The sequence below is a fragment of the Streptomyces sp. NPDC006743 genome, from assembly GCF_040703815.1.
Classification (GTDB): domain Bacteria; phylum Actinomycetota; class Actinomycetes; order Streptomycetales; family Streptomycetaceae; genus Streptomyces.
Genome location: NZ_JBEYJA010000048.1, coordinates 1 through 14,381, shown reverse-complemented (window position 1 = coordinate 14,381; position 14,381 = coordinate 1). Strand labels below are relative to the sequence as shown.

Annotated in this window: 10 protein-coding genes and 1 riboswitch; of the genes, 6 read left to right on the top strand and 4 right to left on the bottom strand. The window is 71.1% G+C overall.

Going from position 1 to position 14,381, the window contains the following annotated elements; all coding sequences use genetic code 11:
• The first annotated feature begins 4 nt into the window (after nt 1-4).
• The 3 genes from nuoL to nuoN are packed head-to-tail and all read left to right on the top strand — an operon-like array spanning nt 5 to nt 5,174.
• On the top strand, nt 5-1,951 hold the full coding sequence (nuoL, locus tag ABZ719_RS29515; protein WP_366728213.1) for an NADH-quinone oxidoreductase subunit L: 1,947 nt from the start codon (nt 5-7) through the stop codon (nt 1,949-1,951).
• Nucleotides 1,952-1,956: 5 nt separating this feature from the next.
• Nucleotides 1,957-3,528 carry an NADH-quinone oxidoreductase subunit M gene (locus tag ABZ719_RS29510; RefSeq protein WP_366728212.1) on the top strand — a complete coding sequence of 524 codons (1,572 nt, stop codon included), beginning with the start codon at nt 1,957-1,959 and terminating at the stop codon, nt 3,526-3,528.
• On the top strand, nt 3,525-5,174 hold the full coding sequence (nuoN, locus tag ABZ719_RS29505) for an NADH-quinone oxidoreductase subunit NuoN (RefSeq protein WP_366728211.1): 1,650 nt from the start codon (nt 3,525-3,527) through the stop codon (nt 5,172-5,174). The genes ABZ719_RS29510 and nuoN overlap by 4 nt, the downstream gene beginning before the upstream one ends.
• A 74-nt stretch (nt 5,175-5,248) precedes the next feature.
• On the opposite strand, the gene ABZ719_RS29500 is transcribed toward nuoN, so the two are convergent.
• Nucleotides 5,249-5,854 (bottom strand): Uma2 family endonuclease, encoded by a 606-nt coding sequence (locus tag ABZ719_RS29500; protein WP_366728253.1) that lies wholly within the window; start codon nt 5,852-5,854, stop codon nt 5,249-5,251.
• Between the two features lie 201 nt (nt 5,855-6,055).
• On the opposite strand from ABZ719_RS29500, the gene recQ reads away from it, so the two are divergent.
• Nucleotides 6,056-8,023, top strand: a complete 1,968-nt coding sequence (gene recQ, locus ABZ719_RS29495; protein ID WP_366728252.1) for a DNA helicase RecQ — start codon at nt 6,056-6,058, stop codon at nt 8,021-8,023.
• Nucleotides 8,024-8,123: 100 nt separating this feature from the next.
• Here recQ and ABZ719_RS29490 read toward each other — a convergent pair whose 3' ends face one another.
• Both ABZ719_RS29490 and fahA read right to left on the bottom strand, forming a co-directional pair.
• Nucleotides 8,124-9,062, bottom strand: a complete 939-nt coding sequence (locus ABZ719_RS29490) for a M56 family metallopeptidase (protein ID WP_366728210.1) — start codon at nt 9,060-9,062, stop codon at nt 8,124-8,126.
• Between the two features lie 415 nt (nt 9,063-9,477).
• Nucleotides 9,478-10,689, bottom strand: coding sequence for a fumarylacetoacetase (fahA, locus tag ABZ719_RS29485; protein WP_366728209.1), 1,212 nt, complete (start codon nt 10,687-10,689; stop codon nt 9,478-9,480).
• A 353-nt stretch (nt 10,690-11,042) separates the two neighbouring features.
• Here fahA and ABZ719_RS29480 point away from each other — a divergent pair, with 353 nt between their 5' ends.
• Complete coding sequence (locus ABZ719_RS29480; protein ID WP_366728251.1) at nt 11,043-11,849, top strand: HAD family hydrolase; 807 nt, start codon at nt 11,043-11,045, stop codon at nt 11,847-11,849.
• Nucleotides 11,850-11,861: 12 nt separating this feature from the next.
• Here ABZ719_RS29480 and ABZ719_RS29475 read toward each other — a convergent pair whose 3' ends face one another.
• Nucleotides 11,862-12,356: a transglycosylase SLT domain-containing protein gene (locus ABZ719_RS29475; protein WP_366728208.1), complete on the bottom strand. Its 495-nt coding sequence runs from the start codon at nt 12,354-12,356 to the stop codon at nt 11,862-11,864.
• A 4-nt stretch (nt 12,357-12,360) separates the two neighbouring features.
• Nucleotides 12,361-12,555, bottom strand: a riboswitch (cyclic di-AMP (ydaO/yuaA leader).
• A gap of 702 nt (nt 12,556-13,257) precedes the next feature.
• On the opposite strand from ABZ719_RS29475, the gene ABZ719_RS29470 reads away from it, so the two are divergent.
• Nucleotides 13,258-14,268: a polyprenyl synthetase family protein gene (locus ABZ719_RS29470; protein WP_366728207.1), complete on the top strand. Its 1,011-nt coding sequence runs from the start codon at nt 13,258-13,260 to the stop codon at nt 14,266-14,268.
• Nucleotides 14,269-14,381 lie beyond the last annotated feature (113 nt).

Genomic DNA, 14,381 nt, shown 5'->3' with positions numbered 1-14,381 from the left:
AATCGTGGAGAACCTGATTGCGCTGCTGATCGCGGCGCCCCTGCTCGGAGCGGCCGTCCTCCTGGCCGGCGGCCGGCGCCTGGACGCCGTCGGCCACTGGATCGGCACCCTGCTCGCCGGCGCCTCCTTCGTGATCGGCCTGGTCCTCTTCGCCGACCTGCTCGGCAAGGGCGCCGACCACCGCACGGTGATCCAGCACCTGTTCAGCTGGGTCCCGGTGGCCGGCTTCCAGGCGGACGTCACCTTCCGGCTCGACCAGCTGTCGATGACGTTCGTGCTGCTGATCACGGGTGTCGGCTCGCTCATCCACCTGTACTCGATCGGGTACATGGAGCACGACGAGCGGCGCCGCCGCTTCTTCGGCTACCTCAACCTGTTCCTCGCGGCGATGCTGCTGCTCGTCCTCGCCGACAACTACCTCCTGCTGTACGTCGGCTGGGAGGGCGTCGGTCTCGCCTCCTACCTGCTGATCGGCTTCTGGCAGCACAAGCCCAGCGCGGCCACCGCCGCCAAGAAGGCCTTCCTGGTCAACCGGGTCGGCGACATGGGCCTGTCGATCGCGATCATGCTGATGTTCACGACCTTCGGGACCTTCGCCTTCGGCCCGGTCCTCAGCCATGCGGGGGACACCGGCGAGGGCAAGCTCACCGCGATCGGCCTGATGCTGCTGCTCGCCGCCTGCGGCAAGTCCGCCCAGGTGCCGCTGCAGTCCTGGCTCGGTGACGCGATGGAGGGCCCGACCCCGGTCTCCGCCCTCATCCACGCCGCCACCATGGTGACGGCGGGCGTCTACCTGATCGTCCGCTCGGGCGCGATCTTCAACGCCGCGCCCGACGCGCAGCTCGCCGTCACCGTCGTCGGCGCGGTCACCCTGCTGTTCGGTGCGATCGTCGGTTGCGCGAAGGACGACATCAAGAAGGCGCTGGCCGGCTCGACCATGTCGCAGATCGGCTACATGGTGCTCGCCGCGGGGCTCGGCCCCATCGGCTACGTCTTCGCGATCATGCACCTGGTGACGCACGGCTTCTTCAAGGCCGGGCTGTTCCTCGGCGCCGGCTCCGTCATGCACGGCATGAACGACGAGGTCGACATGCGCAAGTACGGCGGGCTCAGGAAGTACATGCCCGTCACCTTCATCACCTTCGGTCTGGGCTACCTCGCGATCATCGGCTTCCCCGGCCTGTCCGGCTTCTTCTCCAAGGACAAGATCATCGAGGCGGCCTTCGCCAAGGGCGGCACCGAGGGCTGGATCCTCGGCGGCGCGGCCCTGCTGGGCGCGGCCATCACGGCGTACTACATGACGCGCGTGATGCTGATGACGTTCTTCGGTGAGGAGCGCTGGCGCGACCGGCCCACCGCCTCGCCCGCCGAACCCAGCGCGGAACCGGCGGCCGAGGAGCGCGGCGCCCACGCCGAACCGCACCCGCACGAGTCGCCCGGGACCATGACCGTCCCCATGATCGTGCTGGCCGTCGGGTCGGTGTTCGGCGGCGCGTTCTTCAGCATCGGCGACCGCTTCCTGCACTGGCTGGAGCCGGTCACCGGGCACAGCGAGGGCGACTCGCCGGTCAGCGCCGCGGTGGTCACCGGCGCCACCATGGTCTGCCTGGTCGTCGGCGTCGCCATCGCCTGGGCCCAGTACGGCCGCAGGCCGGTCCCGGCCGTCGCCCCGCGCGGGTCGCTGCTCACCCGGGCCGCCCGGCGGGACCTGCTTCAGGACGACTTCAACCACGTCGTCCTCGTCCGCGGCGGCGAGCACCTCACCCGGTCCCTGGTGTACGTCGACCACACCCTGGTCGACGGTGTCGTCAACGGCACGGCGGCGTCCATGGGCGGCCTGTCCGGCCGGCTGCGCCGGCTGCAGAACGGCTTCGCGCGCTCGTACGCGGTCTCGATGTTCGGCGGTGCGGCACTCCTGGTCGCCGCGACCCTGCTGATGAGGGCGGTCTGATACCGATGTCCTTTCCTCTGCTGACAGCGACGGCGGCGCTCCCGGCCGTCGGGGCCGTCGCCACGGCCGCCGTACCGGCCTCCCGGCGCGCCGCCGCCAAGTGGCTGGCCCTCCTGGTCTCCCTCGGCACGCTCGCGCTGGCGGTCACCACCCTGGTCCGCTTCGACCCGGACGGCGCCCGCTACCAGCTCACCGAGTCCCACTCCTGGATCGCGGCCTTCGGGGTCCGCTACGAACTGGGCGTGGACGGCATCGGCGTCGCGCTGGTCGCGCTGACCGCCCTGCTGATCCCGTTCGTGGTCCTGGCGGGCTGGCACGACGCCGACCCCCTGGAGACCGGCAGCCGCCGCTGGCGGCCCACCCAGGGCTTCTTCGCCCTGATCCTGGCCGTCGAGGCGATGGTGATCATCTCCTTCGAGGCCACCGACGTCTTCCTCTTCTACATCTTCTTCGAAGCCATGCTGATCCCGATGTACTTCCTCATCGGCGGCTTCGGGGACCGTGCCCACGAGCACGGGGAGGAGACGGCCGCGACGCAGCGGTCGTACGCGGCGGTGAAGTTCCTCCTGTACAACCTGGTCGGCGGCCTGATCATGCTGGCCGCGGTGATCGGCCTGTACGTCGTCGCCGGGAACTTCTCCCTCGCCGAGATCGCCGAGGCCCGCGCCAACGGCTCGCTGCACATGGCCACCAGCACCGAACGCTGGCTGTTCCTCGGTTTCTTCTTCGCCTTCGCGGTGAAGGCGCCGCTGTGGCCGCTGCACACCTGGCTGCCCAACGCCATGCAGGAGTCCACCGCCCCCGTCGCCGTCCTCATCACTGCGGTGGTCGACAAGGTGGGCACCTTCGCGATGCTCCGCTTCTGCCTCCAGCTGTTCCCCGGGGCGAGCAAGTGGGCCACGCCCGTGATCCTCGTCCTCGCCGTGATCAGCATCATCTACGGCGCGCTGCTGGCGGTCGGCCAGCGCGACATCAAGCGCCTGATCGCGTACGCGTCGATCTCGCACTTCGGCTTCATCATCATGGGCATCTTCGCGATGACCAGCCAGGGCCAGTCCGGCGCGACGCTCTACATGGTCAACCACGGCCTGTCGACGGCCGCGCTGCTGCTGGTCGCCGGATTCCTGATCTCCCGGCGCGGCTCGCGGCTCATCGCCGACTACGGCGGTGTGCAGAAGGTCGCGCCCGTGCTCGCCGGCACCTTCCTGATCGGCGGCCTGGCGACCCTCTCGCTGCCGGGGCTCGCCCCCTTCGTCAGCGAGTTCCTGGTCCTGGTCGGCACCTTCACGCGGTACCCGGCCATCGGCATCGTCGCCACCTTCGGCATCGTGCTCGCCGCGCTGTACACCCTCGTCCTCTACCAGCGGACGATGACCGGCCCGGTGAAACGGGAGGTCTCCGCGATGCCGGACCTCAGAGTGCGGGAGCTGGTGGTCGTCGCCCCGCTGATCGTGCTGCTGATCTTCCTGGGCGTCTATCCGAAGCCCGTGACGAACATCGTCGACCCGGCGGTCAGGCAGACCATGTCCGACGTACACAAGACCGACCCCAAGCCCGACGTGGAGGCGGCCAAGTGAGCGCAGCAGCCGTCCACAGCCTGTGGACAACCGCAGCCGACCCGATCGCCAAGATCGGCGCGCCGAAGATCGAGTACGGGCAGCTGTCGCCCACCCTCATCGTCGTGGGCGCGGCGATCGTGGGGGTGCTGGTCGAGGCCTTCGTCCCGCGCAGGTCCCGCTACCACGCCCAGGTGTTCGTGTCCGTCGTAGCCCTGTGCGCCGCCTTCGCCGCGGTCGTCGCGCTCGCGGCGGACGGCTACGGCACCACGAAGGCGCACATCGCGGCGATGGGCGCCATCGCCGTCGACGGGCCGTCCCTCTTCCTCCAGGGCACGATCGTGCTGTCCGCCCTGGTCGGCCTGTTCACCTTCGCCGAGCGGCGCCTGGACCCCGAGGCGCACGGCAACCGCGTCGACTCCTTCGCCGCGCAGGCCTCGGCCGTACCGGGCAGCGACAGCGAGAAGGCCGCCGTGAAGGCCGGGTTCACCACCACCGAGGTCTTCCCGCTGCTCCTGTTCGCCGTCGCCGGCATGCTCGTCTTCCCCTCGGCGAACGACCTGCTGACCCTGTTCGTGGCCCTGGAGGTCTTCTCCCTCCCGCTGTACCTGCTGTGCGCCCTGGCCCGCCGCAAGCGGCTCATGTCGCAGGAGGCCGCGGTCAAGTACTTCCTGCTCGGCGCGTTCGCCTCCGCGTTCACCCTGTTCGGCATCGCCCTGCTGTACGGGTACGCCGGCTCGGTGTCGTACACGACGATCGCGCAGGTCGTCGAGGGCAACGTGGCCGGCGTCGACCCGGCGCTGGCCAACACCATGGGCAACGACGCGCTGCTGCTCATCGGCGCCGCGATGGTGGTGATGGGGCTGCTGTTCAAGGTGGGCGCCGTCCCGTTCCACATGTGGACGCCGGACGTCTACCAGGGCGCGCCGACCCCGGTCACCGGATTCATGGCGGCGGCGACCAAGGTGGCCGCGTTCGGCGCGCTGCTGCGGCTGCTGTACGTCGTGCTGCCCGGGATGCGCTGGGACTGGCGGCCGGTCATGTGGGGCGTCGCGATCATCACCATGCTCGGCGGTGCGATCGTCGCGATCACCCAGACCGACATCAAACGCCTGCTGGCGTACTCGTCCATCGCCCACGCCGGGTTCATCCTCGCGGGTGTCATCGCCACCTCGAAGGACGGCGTCTCCTCCGTCCTCTTCTACCTGGCCGCGTACTCCTTCGTGACGATCGGCGCGTTCGCCGTGGTCACGCTGGTGCGCGACGCGGGCGGCGAGGCGACGCACCTGTCCAAGTGGGCCGGGCTCGGCCGGCGCTCCCCGCTGGTGGCGGCCGTGTTCGCCGTCTTCCTGCTGGCCTTCGCGGGCATCCCGCTGACCAGCGGCTTCGCCGGGAAGTTCGCCGTGTTCAAGGCGGCGGCGGAGGGCGGCGCGGCACCGCTGGTCGTCATCGGTGTGATCTCGTCGGCGGTCGCGGCCTTCTTCTACATCCGCGTGATCGTCCTGATGTTCTTCAGCGAGCCGCGTCCGGAGGGCCCGACGGTGGCGGTGCCCTCACCGCTGACCATGACCGCGATCGGCGTGGGCGTGGCCGTCACGGTGGTGCTGGGCGTGGCCCCGCAGTACTTCCTGGACCTGGCGGACCAGGCGGGGGTGTTCGTGCGCTGAACCCCGCCGCGCAGCACGACGGAGCGGCCCGGCCCCTCGTGTGGGGCCGGGCCGCTCGGCTGTGCGGGGGAGGGTTACCGGTTTCCTCCGTGGCGCGTTCTGATCCCGGTCAGGTCGAGGTCCACGGAGAACGGGGCGTCCACCTTCATCCGCTCCCGGAAGATGCCGACGCTGGTGTAGGAGCCGGTCGTGGGCTCCAGCTCGAAAGCGTGCACGACGGCGCGGCCGTTTTCGTTCTCGACCCTCCAGTAGTGAGGGATCTTGGCCCGGGAGTATTTGAGGGGCTTGGTCTCGCGGTCCCGGGAGACGGAGTCCTCGGAGACGACCTCGACGGCCAGAAGGACGGCCTCCGCGGGGAACCGGGTCTGCTCCGGCTCCTCCTCCACCACGTCTCCCCGTACGACGACCACATCGGGCTCAGGCCTGTTCTGGCGGTCGATGTCGATGGTGAATTCGCGGAAGACTTCGAAGTCAGCCGGCGCCAGAGATTGCAACTGCCACTTGAAGAAGTCGACAGCGCGCTCATGAAAAGCGGTTTGCGGACTCACGAAGACCAGGCTCCCGTCGATCAGTTCCGTATGCGGAGGCAGATTCGGGAGGCGCTCCAGGTCGTCGGCGGTCCAGCCGCCTTCCGGCGGAGTCGGCCAGGTGGGCTTGGACGCCTTCGGTGCGACGCTCATCAGTGCTCCCATGGGACGGAGTCTCGCCGGTGCATTCAGACTATCGGCCGGAAACGGGCAGGTCTCCTGCGTACGTGTGAACGAGTCTGGTGTCGTTGACCTGGCGCCGCGGCGTCCGGCCTGTGGATAACTCCAGCGCTGTCGGCGGCGCCCCCTATCGTGGAGGAAGTGGTCGAGGGACGACGTACGGGGGACGAGACGATGGGCGGGACAGGCGGTGTCACCGAGATGGCAGTGACGGACAGCGAGGCGCTTGCCACGCTGCGCCGGGTCTTCGGATACGAGGCCTTCCGGGGCGAGCAGGAAGCGGTCATCGAGCATGTGGTGACGGGCGGCGACGCCGTCGTGCTCATGCCCACCGGCGGCGGCAAGTCCCTGTGCTACCAGATCCCGGCCCTGGTCAGACCCGGTACGGGCATCGTGGTGTCGCCGCTGATCGCCCTCATGCAGGACCAGGTGGACGCCCTGCGCGCGCTCGGGGTGCGGGCCGGCTTCATCAACTCCACGCAGGACTTCGACGAGCGGCGCGTGGTCGAGGCGGAGTTCCTCGCCGGGGAACTGGACCTGCTCTACCTCGCGCCGGAGCGGCTGCGCGTGGACGCCACGCTCGACCTGCTCTCCCGCGGCAAGATCTCCGTCTTCGCCATCGACGAGGCGCACTGCGTCTCCCAGTGGGGCCACGACTTCCGCCCCGACTACCTGACGCTGTCCCTGCTGGGCGAGCGCTGGCCCGACGTGCCCCGCATCGCGCTCACCGCGACCGCCACCCACGCCACGCACCAGGAGATCACCCAGCGGCTGAACATGCCGCAGGCCCGGCACTTCGTGGCCAGCTTCGACCGGCCCAACATCCAGTACCGGATCGTGCCCAAGGCCGACCCGAAGAAGCAGCTGCTGGCCTTCCTGCGCGCGGAGCACGCGGGCGACGCCGGCATCGTGTACTGCCTGTCGCGCAACTCGGTGGAGAAGACCGCCGAGTTCCTGTCGGCCAACGGCATCCGGGCGGTGCCGTACCACGCGGGCCTGGACGCGGGCACGCGCGCCGCGCACCAGTCCCGCTTCCTGCGCGAGGACGGCCTGGTCGTGGTCGCCACCATCGCCTTCGGCATGGGCATCGACAAGCCGGACGTCCGCTTCGTCGCCCACCTCGACCTGCCGAAGTCCGTCGAGGGCTACTACCAGGAGACCGGCCGCGCGGGCCGCGACGGCCTGCCGTCGACGGCCTGGATGGCCTACGGCCTCAACGACGTCATCCAGCAGCGCAAGCTGATCCAGACCGGTGAGGGGGACGAGTCCTTCCGCCGCCGCGCCGCCGCCCACCTGGACTCGATGCTCGCCCTGTGCGAGACGGCCGCCTGCCGCCGCGGCCAGCTCCTCGCCTACTTCGGCCAGGAACCGCAGGAGTCCGGCTGCGGCAACTGCGACACCTGCCTGACCCCGCCGGAGACGTGGGACGGCACGGTCGCCGCCCAGAAGGTGCTCTCGACGGTGGTCCGGCTCCAGCGCGAGCGCGGGCAGAAGTTCGGCGCCGTGCAGATCATCGACATCCTGCTGGGCAAGCGCACCGGCAAGGTGATCCAGTTCGACCACGACCAGCTCTCCGTCTTCGGCATCGGCACCGAGCTGTCCGAGGGGGAGTGGCGCGGGGTCGTGCGCCAGTTGCTGGCCCAGGGCCTGCTCGCGGTGGAGGGCGAGTACGGCACGCTGGTGCTGACCGACGCCAGCGGCGCGGTGCTGCGCGCGGAGCGCGAGGTACCGCTGCGCAAGGAACCGAAGCGGCCGGCCGCGTCGCGGTCGTCCTCGTCCGCCTCCGGGCGGAGCAAGGGCAAGGCCGCCGTGGCCGAACTGCCCGAGCACCTGCTCCCCGCCTTCGAGGCCCTGCGCGCCTGGCGCGCCGAGCAGGCCCGCGAGCAGGGCGTTCCCGCGTACGTCATCTTCCACGACGCCACGCTCCGCGAGATCGTCACGGCCTGGCCGACGTCGGTGGACCGGCTCGGCACGGTCGGCGGCGTCGGCGAGAAGAAGCTCGCGACGTACGGCGAGGGCGTGATCCGGGTTCTGGACTCGCTGGCGGCACCGGCCGAGGGGGCCGACGACCGGTTCGGCGCCGGTGCGGGCCCTGACCCTGGCCCGGAGCCCGAGCCGGAACCGGACGACGACTGGATATGAGCGGCGGGGCGGGCCCCATGGTGCGCGCGCCCGCCCGGCGCCGCCACTCCAGCTCTGCCCCGCCTGGGCCCGTCACTCCAGCGCCGTCCGCCCGGCGCCGTCACCCCAGCGCCGTCAGTCCGGGGGCGAACGTGATCAGCAGGGGAAGCAGCGGTACCAGGGCCGCCACCGTCGTCGTCAGGGCCCGGCGCCTGCGGTCCAGCCGGGGCGGGGGCTCCAGGAGGCGGTCCACCCGTTCACCGAGCAGACGGTGGCTGGAGGCGCAGGAGAGGACGCCGCGGTGCTGGTTGAGTTCGATCAGGGCGAGGGCCGTGGTGAGGTGGCCGTGACGGCGGGAGGCGGTGTCGTCGGCGGCCAGCTCGACCAGGCGGTGGGTCTGGTCGCAGAAGTGCGCGAAGAGCGGGATGCGCGGGAAGCCGGTCGCGAGCGCGGTCGACAGGTGCAGCAGCCAGTCGTGGTGGGCGCGGGCGTGGCCGCGCTCGTGGGCGAGGACCGCGTCGAGCTGGTGGCCCGTCAGGCGTTGCAGCGCTCCCGTCGTGACGATGAGCTGGGGCGGATGGCCGGGCATCCACCACGCGTCGGGGTACTCGTCCTCCAGCACCAGCATCGGCCCCCGCGCCACGGGCAGGCCCGCGGGCAGGTCGGGGGCGCGTTCGCGCAGGTGGGCGCGGGCCAGGCCGCGGCGACGGCGGGCCTCGGCGAGTTCACGGCCGAGCATCGCGGTGGTCCAGGCGGCGCCGCACGCCAGGAGCAGGGTGAGGGCGGCTGCCCAGGCCGGCGCGACCGACAGGTCGTAGGCGGCGGTCACGGCGTCCGGCGCGGGGGCGAACACCCGGTCGCGCACGGTGTGGAAGACCGCCGCCGCGCCCAGGACCAGGGCGGCCAGACAGCACAGCAGGACGGTGGCCACCAGGCACTGCCACACCCACAGCGCGACCACGGGTTCCCGCTCGGGCCACCGCGCCCGGGTCAGCGCGCGGGGAACCGGCACGGCGGCCGCCAGAGCGACGGCGCTCAGCAGGAGCAGGCAGACGGTCATGCCACGGTCTCCGGATCCTGATCGGAGGTGGGCGGGTGTCGGGTCGTGCGGTGGAACGGGCTGTGCTTTGGTGCTGTGCTGCGCGTGGTGCGGTGGGTCTGGGGACGGCCGGTGGAGCGGGGCGTGCGGTGCGGTGGTGCCGGCGGCCGTCCCCGCAGTGGTACGGGCGTGCGGTGCGCGGTGGGGCCGACGGGTGTTCGCGGTGGTGTCGCGCGGACCGTGCGGGCACGGTGCGCGTGCCGGTGCGGTGCGCGCCACCCGGTCCGCCGCCAGTATGACGGGGACGGGCGCCCCCAGTCATGGTCCGGCGGCGACCGGCCGGCAGGATCTCCGTCACGGCGGCTGAGAGGGGCGCCCCGTGTCGTGGTCCGGCGGTGCCCGGTCCCGCGCGGTCTCCGCTCCGACGGCTGGGGTGTCACCCCGCCGTGATCCGCCCCGTGACCTCTCCCAGCCCCACCCGGACCCCGCCCGCGCCCGGCGCCCACGCCGACAGCGTCACCACGTCCCCGTCCTCCAGGAACGTCCGCTTGCCGTCCGGGAGTTCGATCGGTTCGCGGCCGTTCCAGCTGAGTTCCAGGAGCGAGCCGCGCTGGGCGGGCTCCGGTCCGCTGACCGTGCCCGACCCGTACAGGTCACCGGTGCGCAGCGAGGCGCCGTTGACCGTCATGTGGGCCAACTGCTGGGCGGCCGTCCAGTACATCGTGGAGAACGGCGGCCGAGAGACGACGTGTCCGTTGATCGCGACGGAGATCCGCAGGTCGTAGCCGCCGGGCTCCTCTTCGGAGTCGTCCAGGTACGGCAGCAGCGGGTGCGTGCGCTGCGGCGGGGCCAGCCGTGCGTCCTCCAGCGCGTCCAGCGGAGTGATCCACGCCGACACCGACGTGGCGAACGACTTGCCGAGGAAGGGGCCGAGGGGGACGTACTCCCAGGCCTGGATGTCCCGCGCCGACCAGTCGTTGAGCAGGCACAGTCCGAAGACGTGCTCGCGGAAGTCCGCGAGGGCCACCGGCTGCCCGAGCCGCGAGGGCACGCCCACCACGAAGCCGACCTCGGCCTCGATGTCCAGCCGGATGGAAGGGCCGAAGACGGGGGCGGGGTCGGTGGGGGCCTTCCGCTGCCCCGAAGGGCGTACGACGTCCGTGCCCGACACGACCACCGTGCCGGAGCGGCCGTGGTAACCGATCGGCAGGTGCTTCCAGTTGGGCGTCAGCGAGTCCTCGGCGTCCGGGCGGAAGATCCGGCCCACGTTGCGGGCGTGGTTCTCGGACGCGTAGAAGTCGACGTAGTCCGCGACCTCGAAGGGCAGGTGGAGGGTCACCGAGGACAGCGGGTGCAGGAACGGCGCCACGGTCTCCTGGTGGGCGGGCACGGTCACCCACGCCGTCAGCGCGCGCCGCACGTCCGACCAGGCGGTGCGGCCCGCGGCGAGCAGCGGGTTCAGGGTCGGCCGTGCCAGCAGGGCGGCGTAGGGGGAGCCGAGCGCCACGGCCGCCGCGCCCGCGTCCAGGACGTGGTCGCCGAGCCGGACGCCGACGGTCCGCTCCTGCGATCCGGCGCGGGAGAAGACACCGTAGGGAAGGTTGTGCGGACCGAAGGGGTCGCCCTCGGGGACCTCGAAGGGGGGCATCGGGTTCTGCCTCTCTTTCGTGTGCCGTGCGTTCCATGGGGGCGGCACCTGGGCGCGCCTGGGCCACCGGGCCACACGTTCATGTGGTCGCGCCACACGTTACGGGGGAGGTGCCGTCTTGGGCAGTGTCGAAAGAGTTCGCGATGTCCGAATCCGGGTGCCGGGGCGGGCGATTCGGGAGCGGTGTCTCCGGGGACGCGGACGGGGCGGATCCGCTCTGCGGGGACCGCGCGTTCGTCCGGTCGGCCGAGGGGACGGCACAGGCGGACCGCATGGTGGAGGACCCGCCCCGCACCGGCCGCACCGTCCTGTTCCCGTACGTCACCCGCGTGGCGGATCCGTATTCTCTGATCATGCCCGCTCCCCACGCCCCCGCCCTCATCGCCACCGACCTGGACGGAACGCTGCTGCGCGGCGACGACACCCTGTCCGAGCGGTCCCTCGCGGCACTCGCGCGGGCGACGGCGGCAGGCGCCCGGCACCTCGTCGTGACCGGCCGGCCCGCGCCGAGGGTACGTTCGCTGCTGAAGGACCTGGGCAGTACGGGGCTCGCGGTGTGCGGCCAGGGCGCACAGCTCTACGACGCCGGTTCGGACCGCCTGCTGTGGTCGCGGACGCTCGACCGGGAGACGGCCGAGACGGCGCTCGGCAAGATCGAGGCGGAGGTGGGGGAGGTGTACGCCGCGGTCGACCAGGACGGGGTGGACGGGCTCACGCTCATCGAGCCGGAGTACCGCATGCCGCACCCCACGCTCCCCGCCCAGCGGGTGGCGCGGCGCGACGACCTGTGGCGCGCGCCCATCAGCAAGGTGCTGCTGCGCCATCCCGTCCTGTCCGACGACGAGCTGGCGGCGGCGGCCCGGGGCGTGGCCGGTTCCCTCGTCACGGTCACCATGTCGGGCCCGGGGACCGTGGAGCTGCAGCCCCGCGGCATCACCAAGGCGACCGGTCTGGCCCTGGCCGCCGGGCGGCTGGGGCTGGGGCCCGAGGACACCCTCGCCTTCGGTGACATGCCGAACGACATCCCCATGTTCCGGTGGGCCGCCCGGGGAGTGGCCATGGCCGACGCCCACCCGGAGCTGAAGGCGGTCGCCGACGAGGTCACCACGTCGAACGAGGACGACGGCGTGGCCGTCGTCCTCGAGCGACTGTTCGTCTGAGAGCCGGATCCGTCAGTACGCGCTGAAGACGTTGTCGATGGAGCCGTAGCGCGCGGCCGCGTAGTTGCAGGCGGCCGTGATGTTCGCGACCGGGTCGTAGATGTCGAACGACGTGCCGGCCACGTGGTAGGCGTTGAAGGTCGGCTGGATGACCTGGAGCAGGCCCTTGGACGGGATGCCCTTGGCGGCGTTGGAGTCCCAGTTGTTGATGGCCAGCGGGTTGCCGGAGGACTCGCGTATCACGTTGCGGTAGATGCCGTTGTACGTGCCGGGGATGCCCTTCTGGCCCATGATCGCGAGCGACTCGCGGATCCAGCCGTCCAGGGTGTTGGGGTAGGCGACCGTGCTCACCGTCTTGGCGGTGGCCGTGGTCGTCGCCGCCGGGGCGGCGGAGGCGCTGGTGGCGCCGATCAGCGGGAGGGCGAGGACGGCGGCACCCGTACCGGAGACGGCGAGGGTGCGGACGAGGCGGGCGGTGCGGGAACGGCGCTGACCGTTTGCAGGCATGGGGGATTCCTCTCCGTCGCCTGCGAGGTGAGCTGTCGGGTTCGGGCGGGGAGGTGCCCGGCCGTGCCCTCGGGTGGCACGGCTTCACCCCGAGCCGTTCCGGCACGGCGTACGACGTAGGACGACGTACGGCGCTCCGGCCCGGCGACTTACCTGGGTCCCCCGCTCCTGCCATGAAGTGGTTCGGTCGATGGATGTCGGGCGGTGGCAGGATTCGGCGTCCACCCGACTGGCCGGGAACGTATGCGAGAGCACATGTCCCGAACAAGTACCTGATTCATACATCGCCCTAGTTGACCTTGATCCGGGGCGTTTTGGGCGCTTGATCCTTTGCTTCTGCCAACGGTCAACTCGTATGCGGGGCAAGGGAAGCGGGGGTGTGCGGGGCAGTGGCGGGGCGGCGGGCCGCGCGTGACCCAACTCACGGAATAATCCGGCCAGGAGCATTTACGGCCAACGGGAATTGAAATGCTAATAAGGGTAAATCGGACTCCTTCGGCGCGGTGGGGCGGGGAAGAGGCGGGGAGTGGTCGTGTCGGGGCGGGGCAGGGGAGAGGTGGTGGGGGCTGTCACGTTCGGTGAGGCTGTGGCTCCGTTCACGCGGACAAGGGTTCGTCGCGCTCCGTGGCCGTCCGTCGCCGCGGCCCCTCGCGGGCCGTCCCGGTCTGTCGTGCTCGGTGTGAGGCCCGGGAGGGGGCAGGGTAGGGAGGAGTGAGTCGATAAATATCTGTTCATACGTGGTGATCGAAAACATATCGGTCGTGATCCGATACCACCTGGCCTGTATCGGTGGGCGCTATCGGTGATCGAAACGTGACCGGATACGCTGACTTGAGTGATGGCAGCGACCTATCGACAAACCGTGTAGCGCCAGCAGACACCAGCAGACAGGAGACCCCTCGTGACCGTCGTCGGGCCGTTCGGGCTGAGCGTGCGGGACCAGGCTCTCGAAGCCGATGTCCAGGCCGGGTTGGCGGCTGTCGAGGAAGGGCTGCTCGAAGCCACCAAGAGCGAGGTCCCGTTCATCACGGAGGCCGCCCAGCACCTCGTCAAGGCGGGCGGGAAGCGGTTCCGCCCGCTGCTCGTGATGCTCGCGGCCCAGTTCGGCGACCGGTACGCGCCGGGCATCGTGCCGTCGGCCGTGGTGGTGGAGCTGACCCACCTGGCGACGCTGTACCACGACGACGTGATGGACGAGGCCGCCGTGCGACGCGGCGTGGCCAGCGCGAACACCCGCTGGGGCAACTCGGTGGCGGTCCTGACCGGCGACTTCCTCTTCGCCCGCGCCTCACAGATCCTCGCCGACCTCGGCCCGGAGGCCGTCCGGGTGCAGGCGCTGGCGTTCGAACGGCTGGTCACCGGCCAGATCCTGGAGACGGCGGGGCCGCAGGACGGCAGGGACCCCGTCGAGCACTACCTGGACGTGCTGGGCGGCAAGACGGGATCGCTGGTGGCCGTGTCGTGCCGGTTCGGCGCGATGATGTCCGGGGCCGACGAGACGGTCGTGGACGTGCTGACGCAGTACGGGGAGCGGCTCGGCGTGGCCTTCCAGCTGGCCGACGACGTCCTGGACATCGCCTCCGACTCGCACGAGTCCGGCAAGACGCCCGGCACCGACCTGCGCGAGGGCATCGCGACGCTCCCGGTGCTGCGGCTGCGCGAGCGCGCCGCCCGGCTGGGGCTCGCCGAGGACGTCGCCCTGTGCGAACTGCTGGACTCCGACCTGAGCGACGACGCGCGGCACGCCGAGGCGCTGGCGGCGCTGCGCGCGCACCCCGCCCTGGAACAGGCGCGCCGCGACACCGTGCGGTACGCGGAGGAGGCGCGGTCCGCGCTCGCCCCGCTGCGCGAGTGCGATGCCAAGACCGCGCTGCTCCAGCTGTGCGACGCGGTGGTGCACCGGGCCGGCTAGCCCGTCCCTCCCCCGCCGGCTAAGAGCTGCGAACAAAAGGGGAGTCCGATCAGCTCGCGGCGTCCGGTGCGTGCGATCGCAAGGCGCCGGAAGGTCCTTGTAGCGGAGCTACC

Bases quoted from the DNA above. Each gene is read 5' to 3' on its own strand.
- fahA (WP_366728209.1), bottom strand. From the start codon at position 10,689: ATGCCCCCCTTCGAGGTCCCCGAGGGCGACCCCTTCGGTCCGCACAAC.
- ABZ719_RS29480 (WP_366728251.1), top strand. From the start codon at position 11,043: ATGCCCGCTCCCCACGCCCCCGCCCTCATCGCCACCGACCTGGACGGA.
- ABZ719_RS29500 (WP_366728253.1), bottom strand. From the start codon at position 5,854: ATGAGCGTCGCACCGAAGGCGTCCAAGCCCACCTGGCCGACTCCGCCG.
- ABZ719_RS29490 (WP_366728210.1), bottom strand. From the start codon at position 9,062: ATGACCGTCTGCCTGCTCCTGCTGAGCGCCGTCGCTCTGGCGGCCGCC.
- recQ (WP_366728252.1), top strand. From the start codon at position 6,056: ATGGGCGGGACAGGCGGTGTCACCGAGATGGCAGTGACGGACAGCGAG.
- ABZ719_RS29475 (WP_366728208.1), bottom strand. From the start codon at position 12,356: ATGCCTGCAAACGGTCAGCGCCGTTCCCGCACCGCCCGCCTCGTCCGC.
- ABZ719_RS29510 (WP_366728212.1), top strand. From the start codon at position 1,957: ATGTCCTTTCCTCTGCTGACAGCGACGGCGGCGCTCCCGGCCGTCGGG.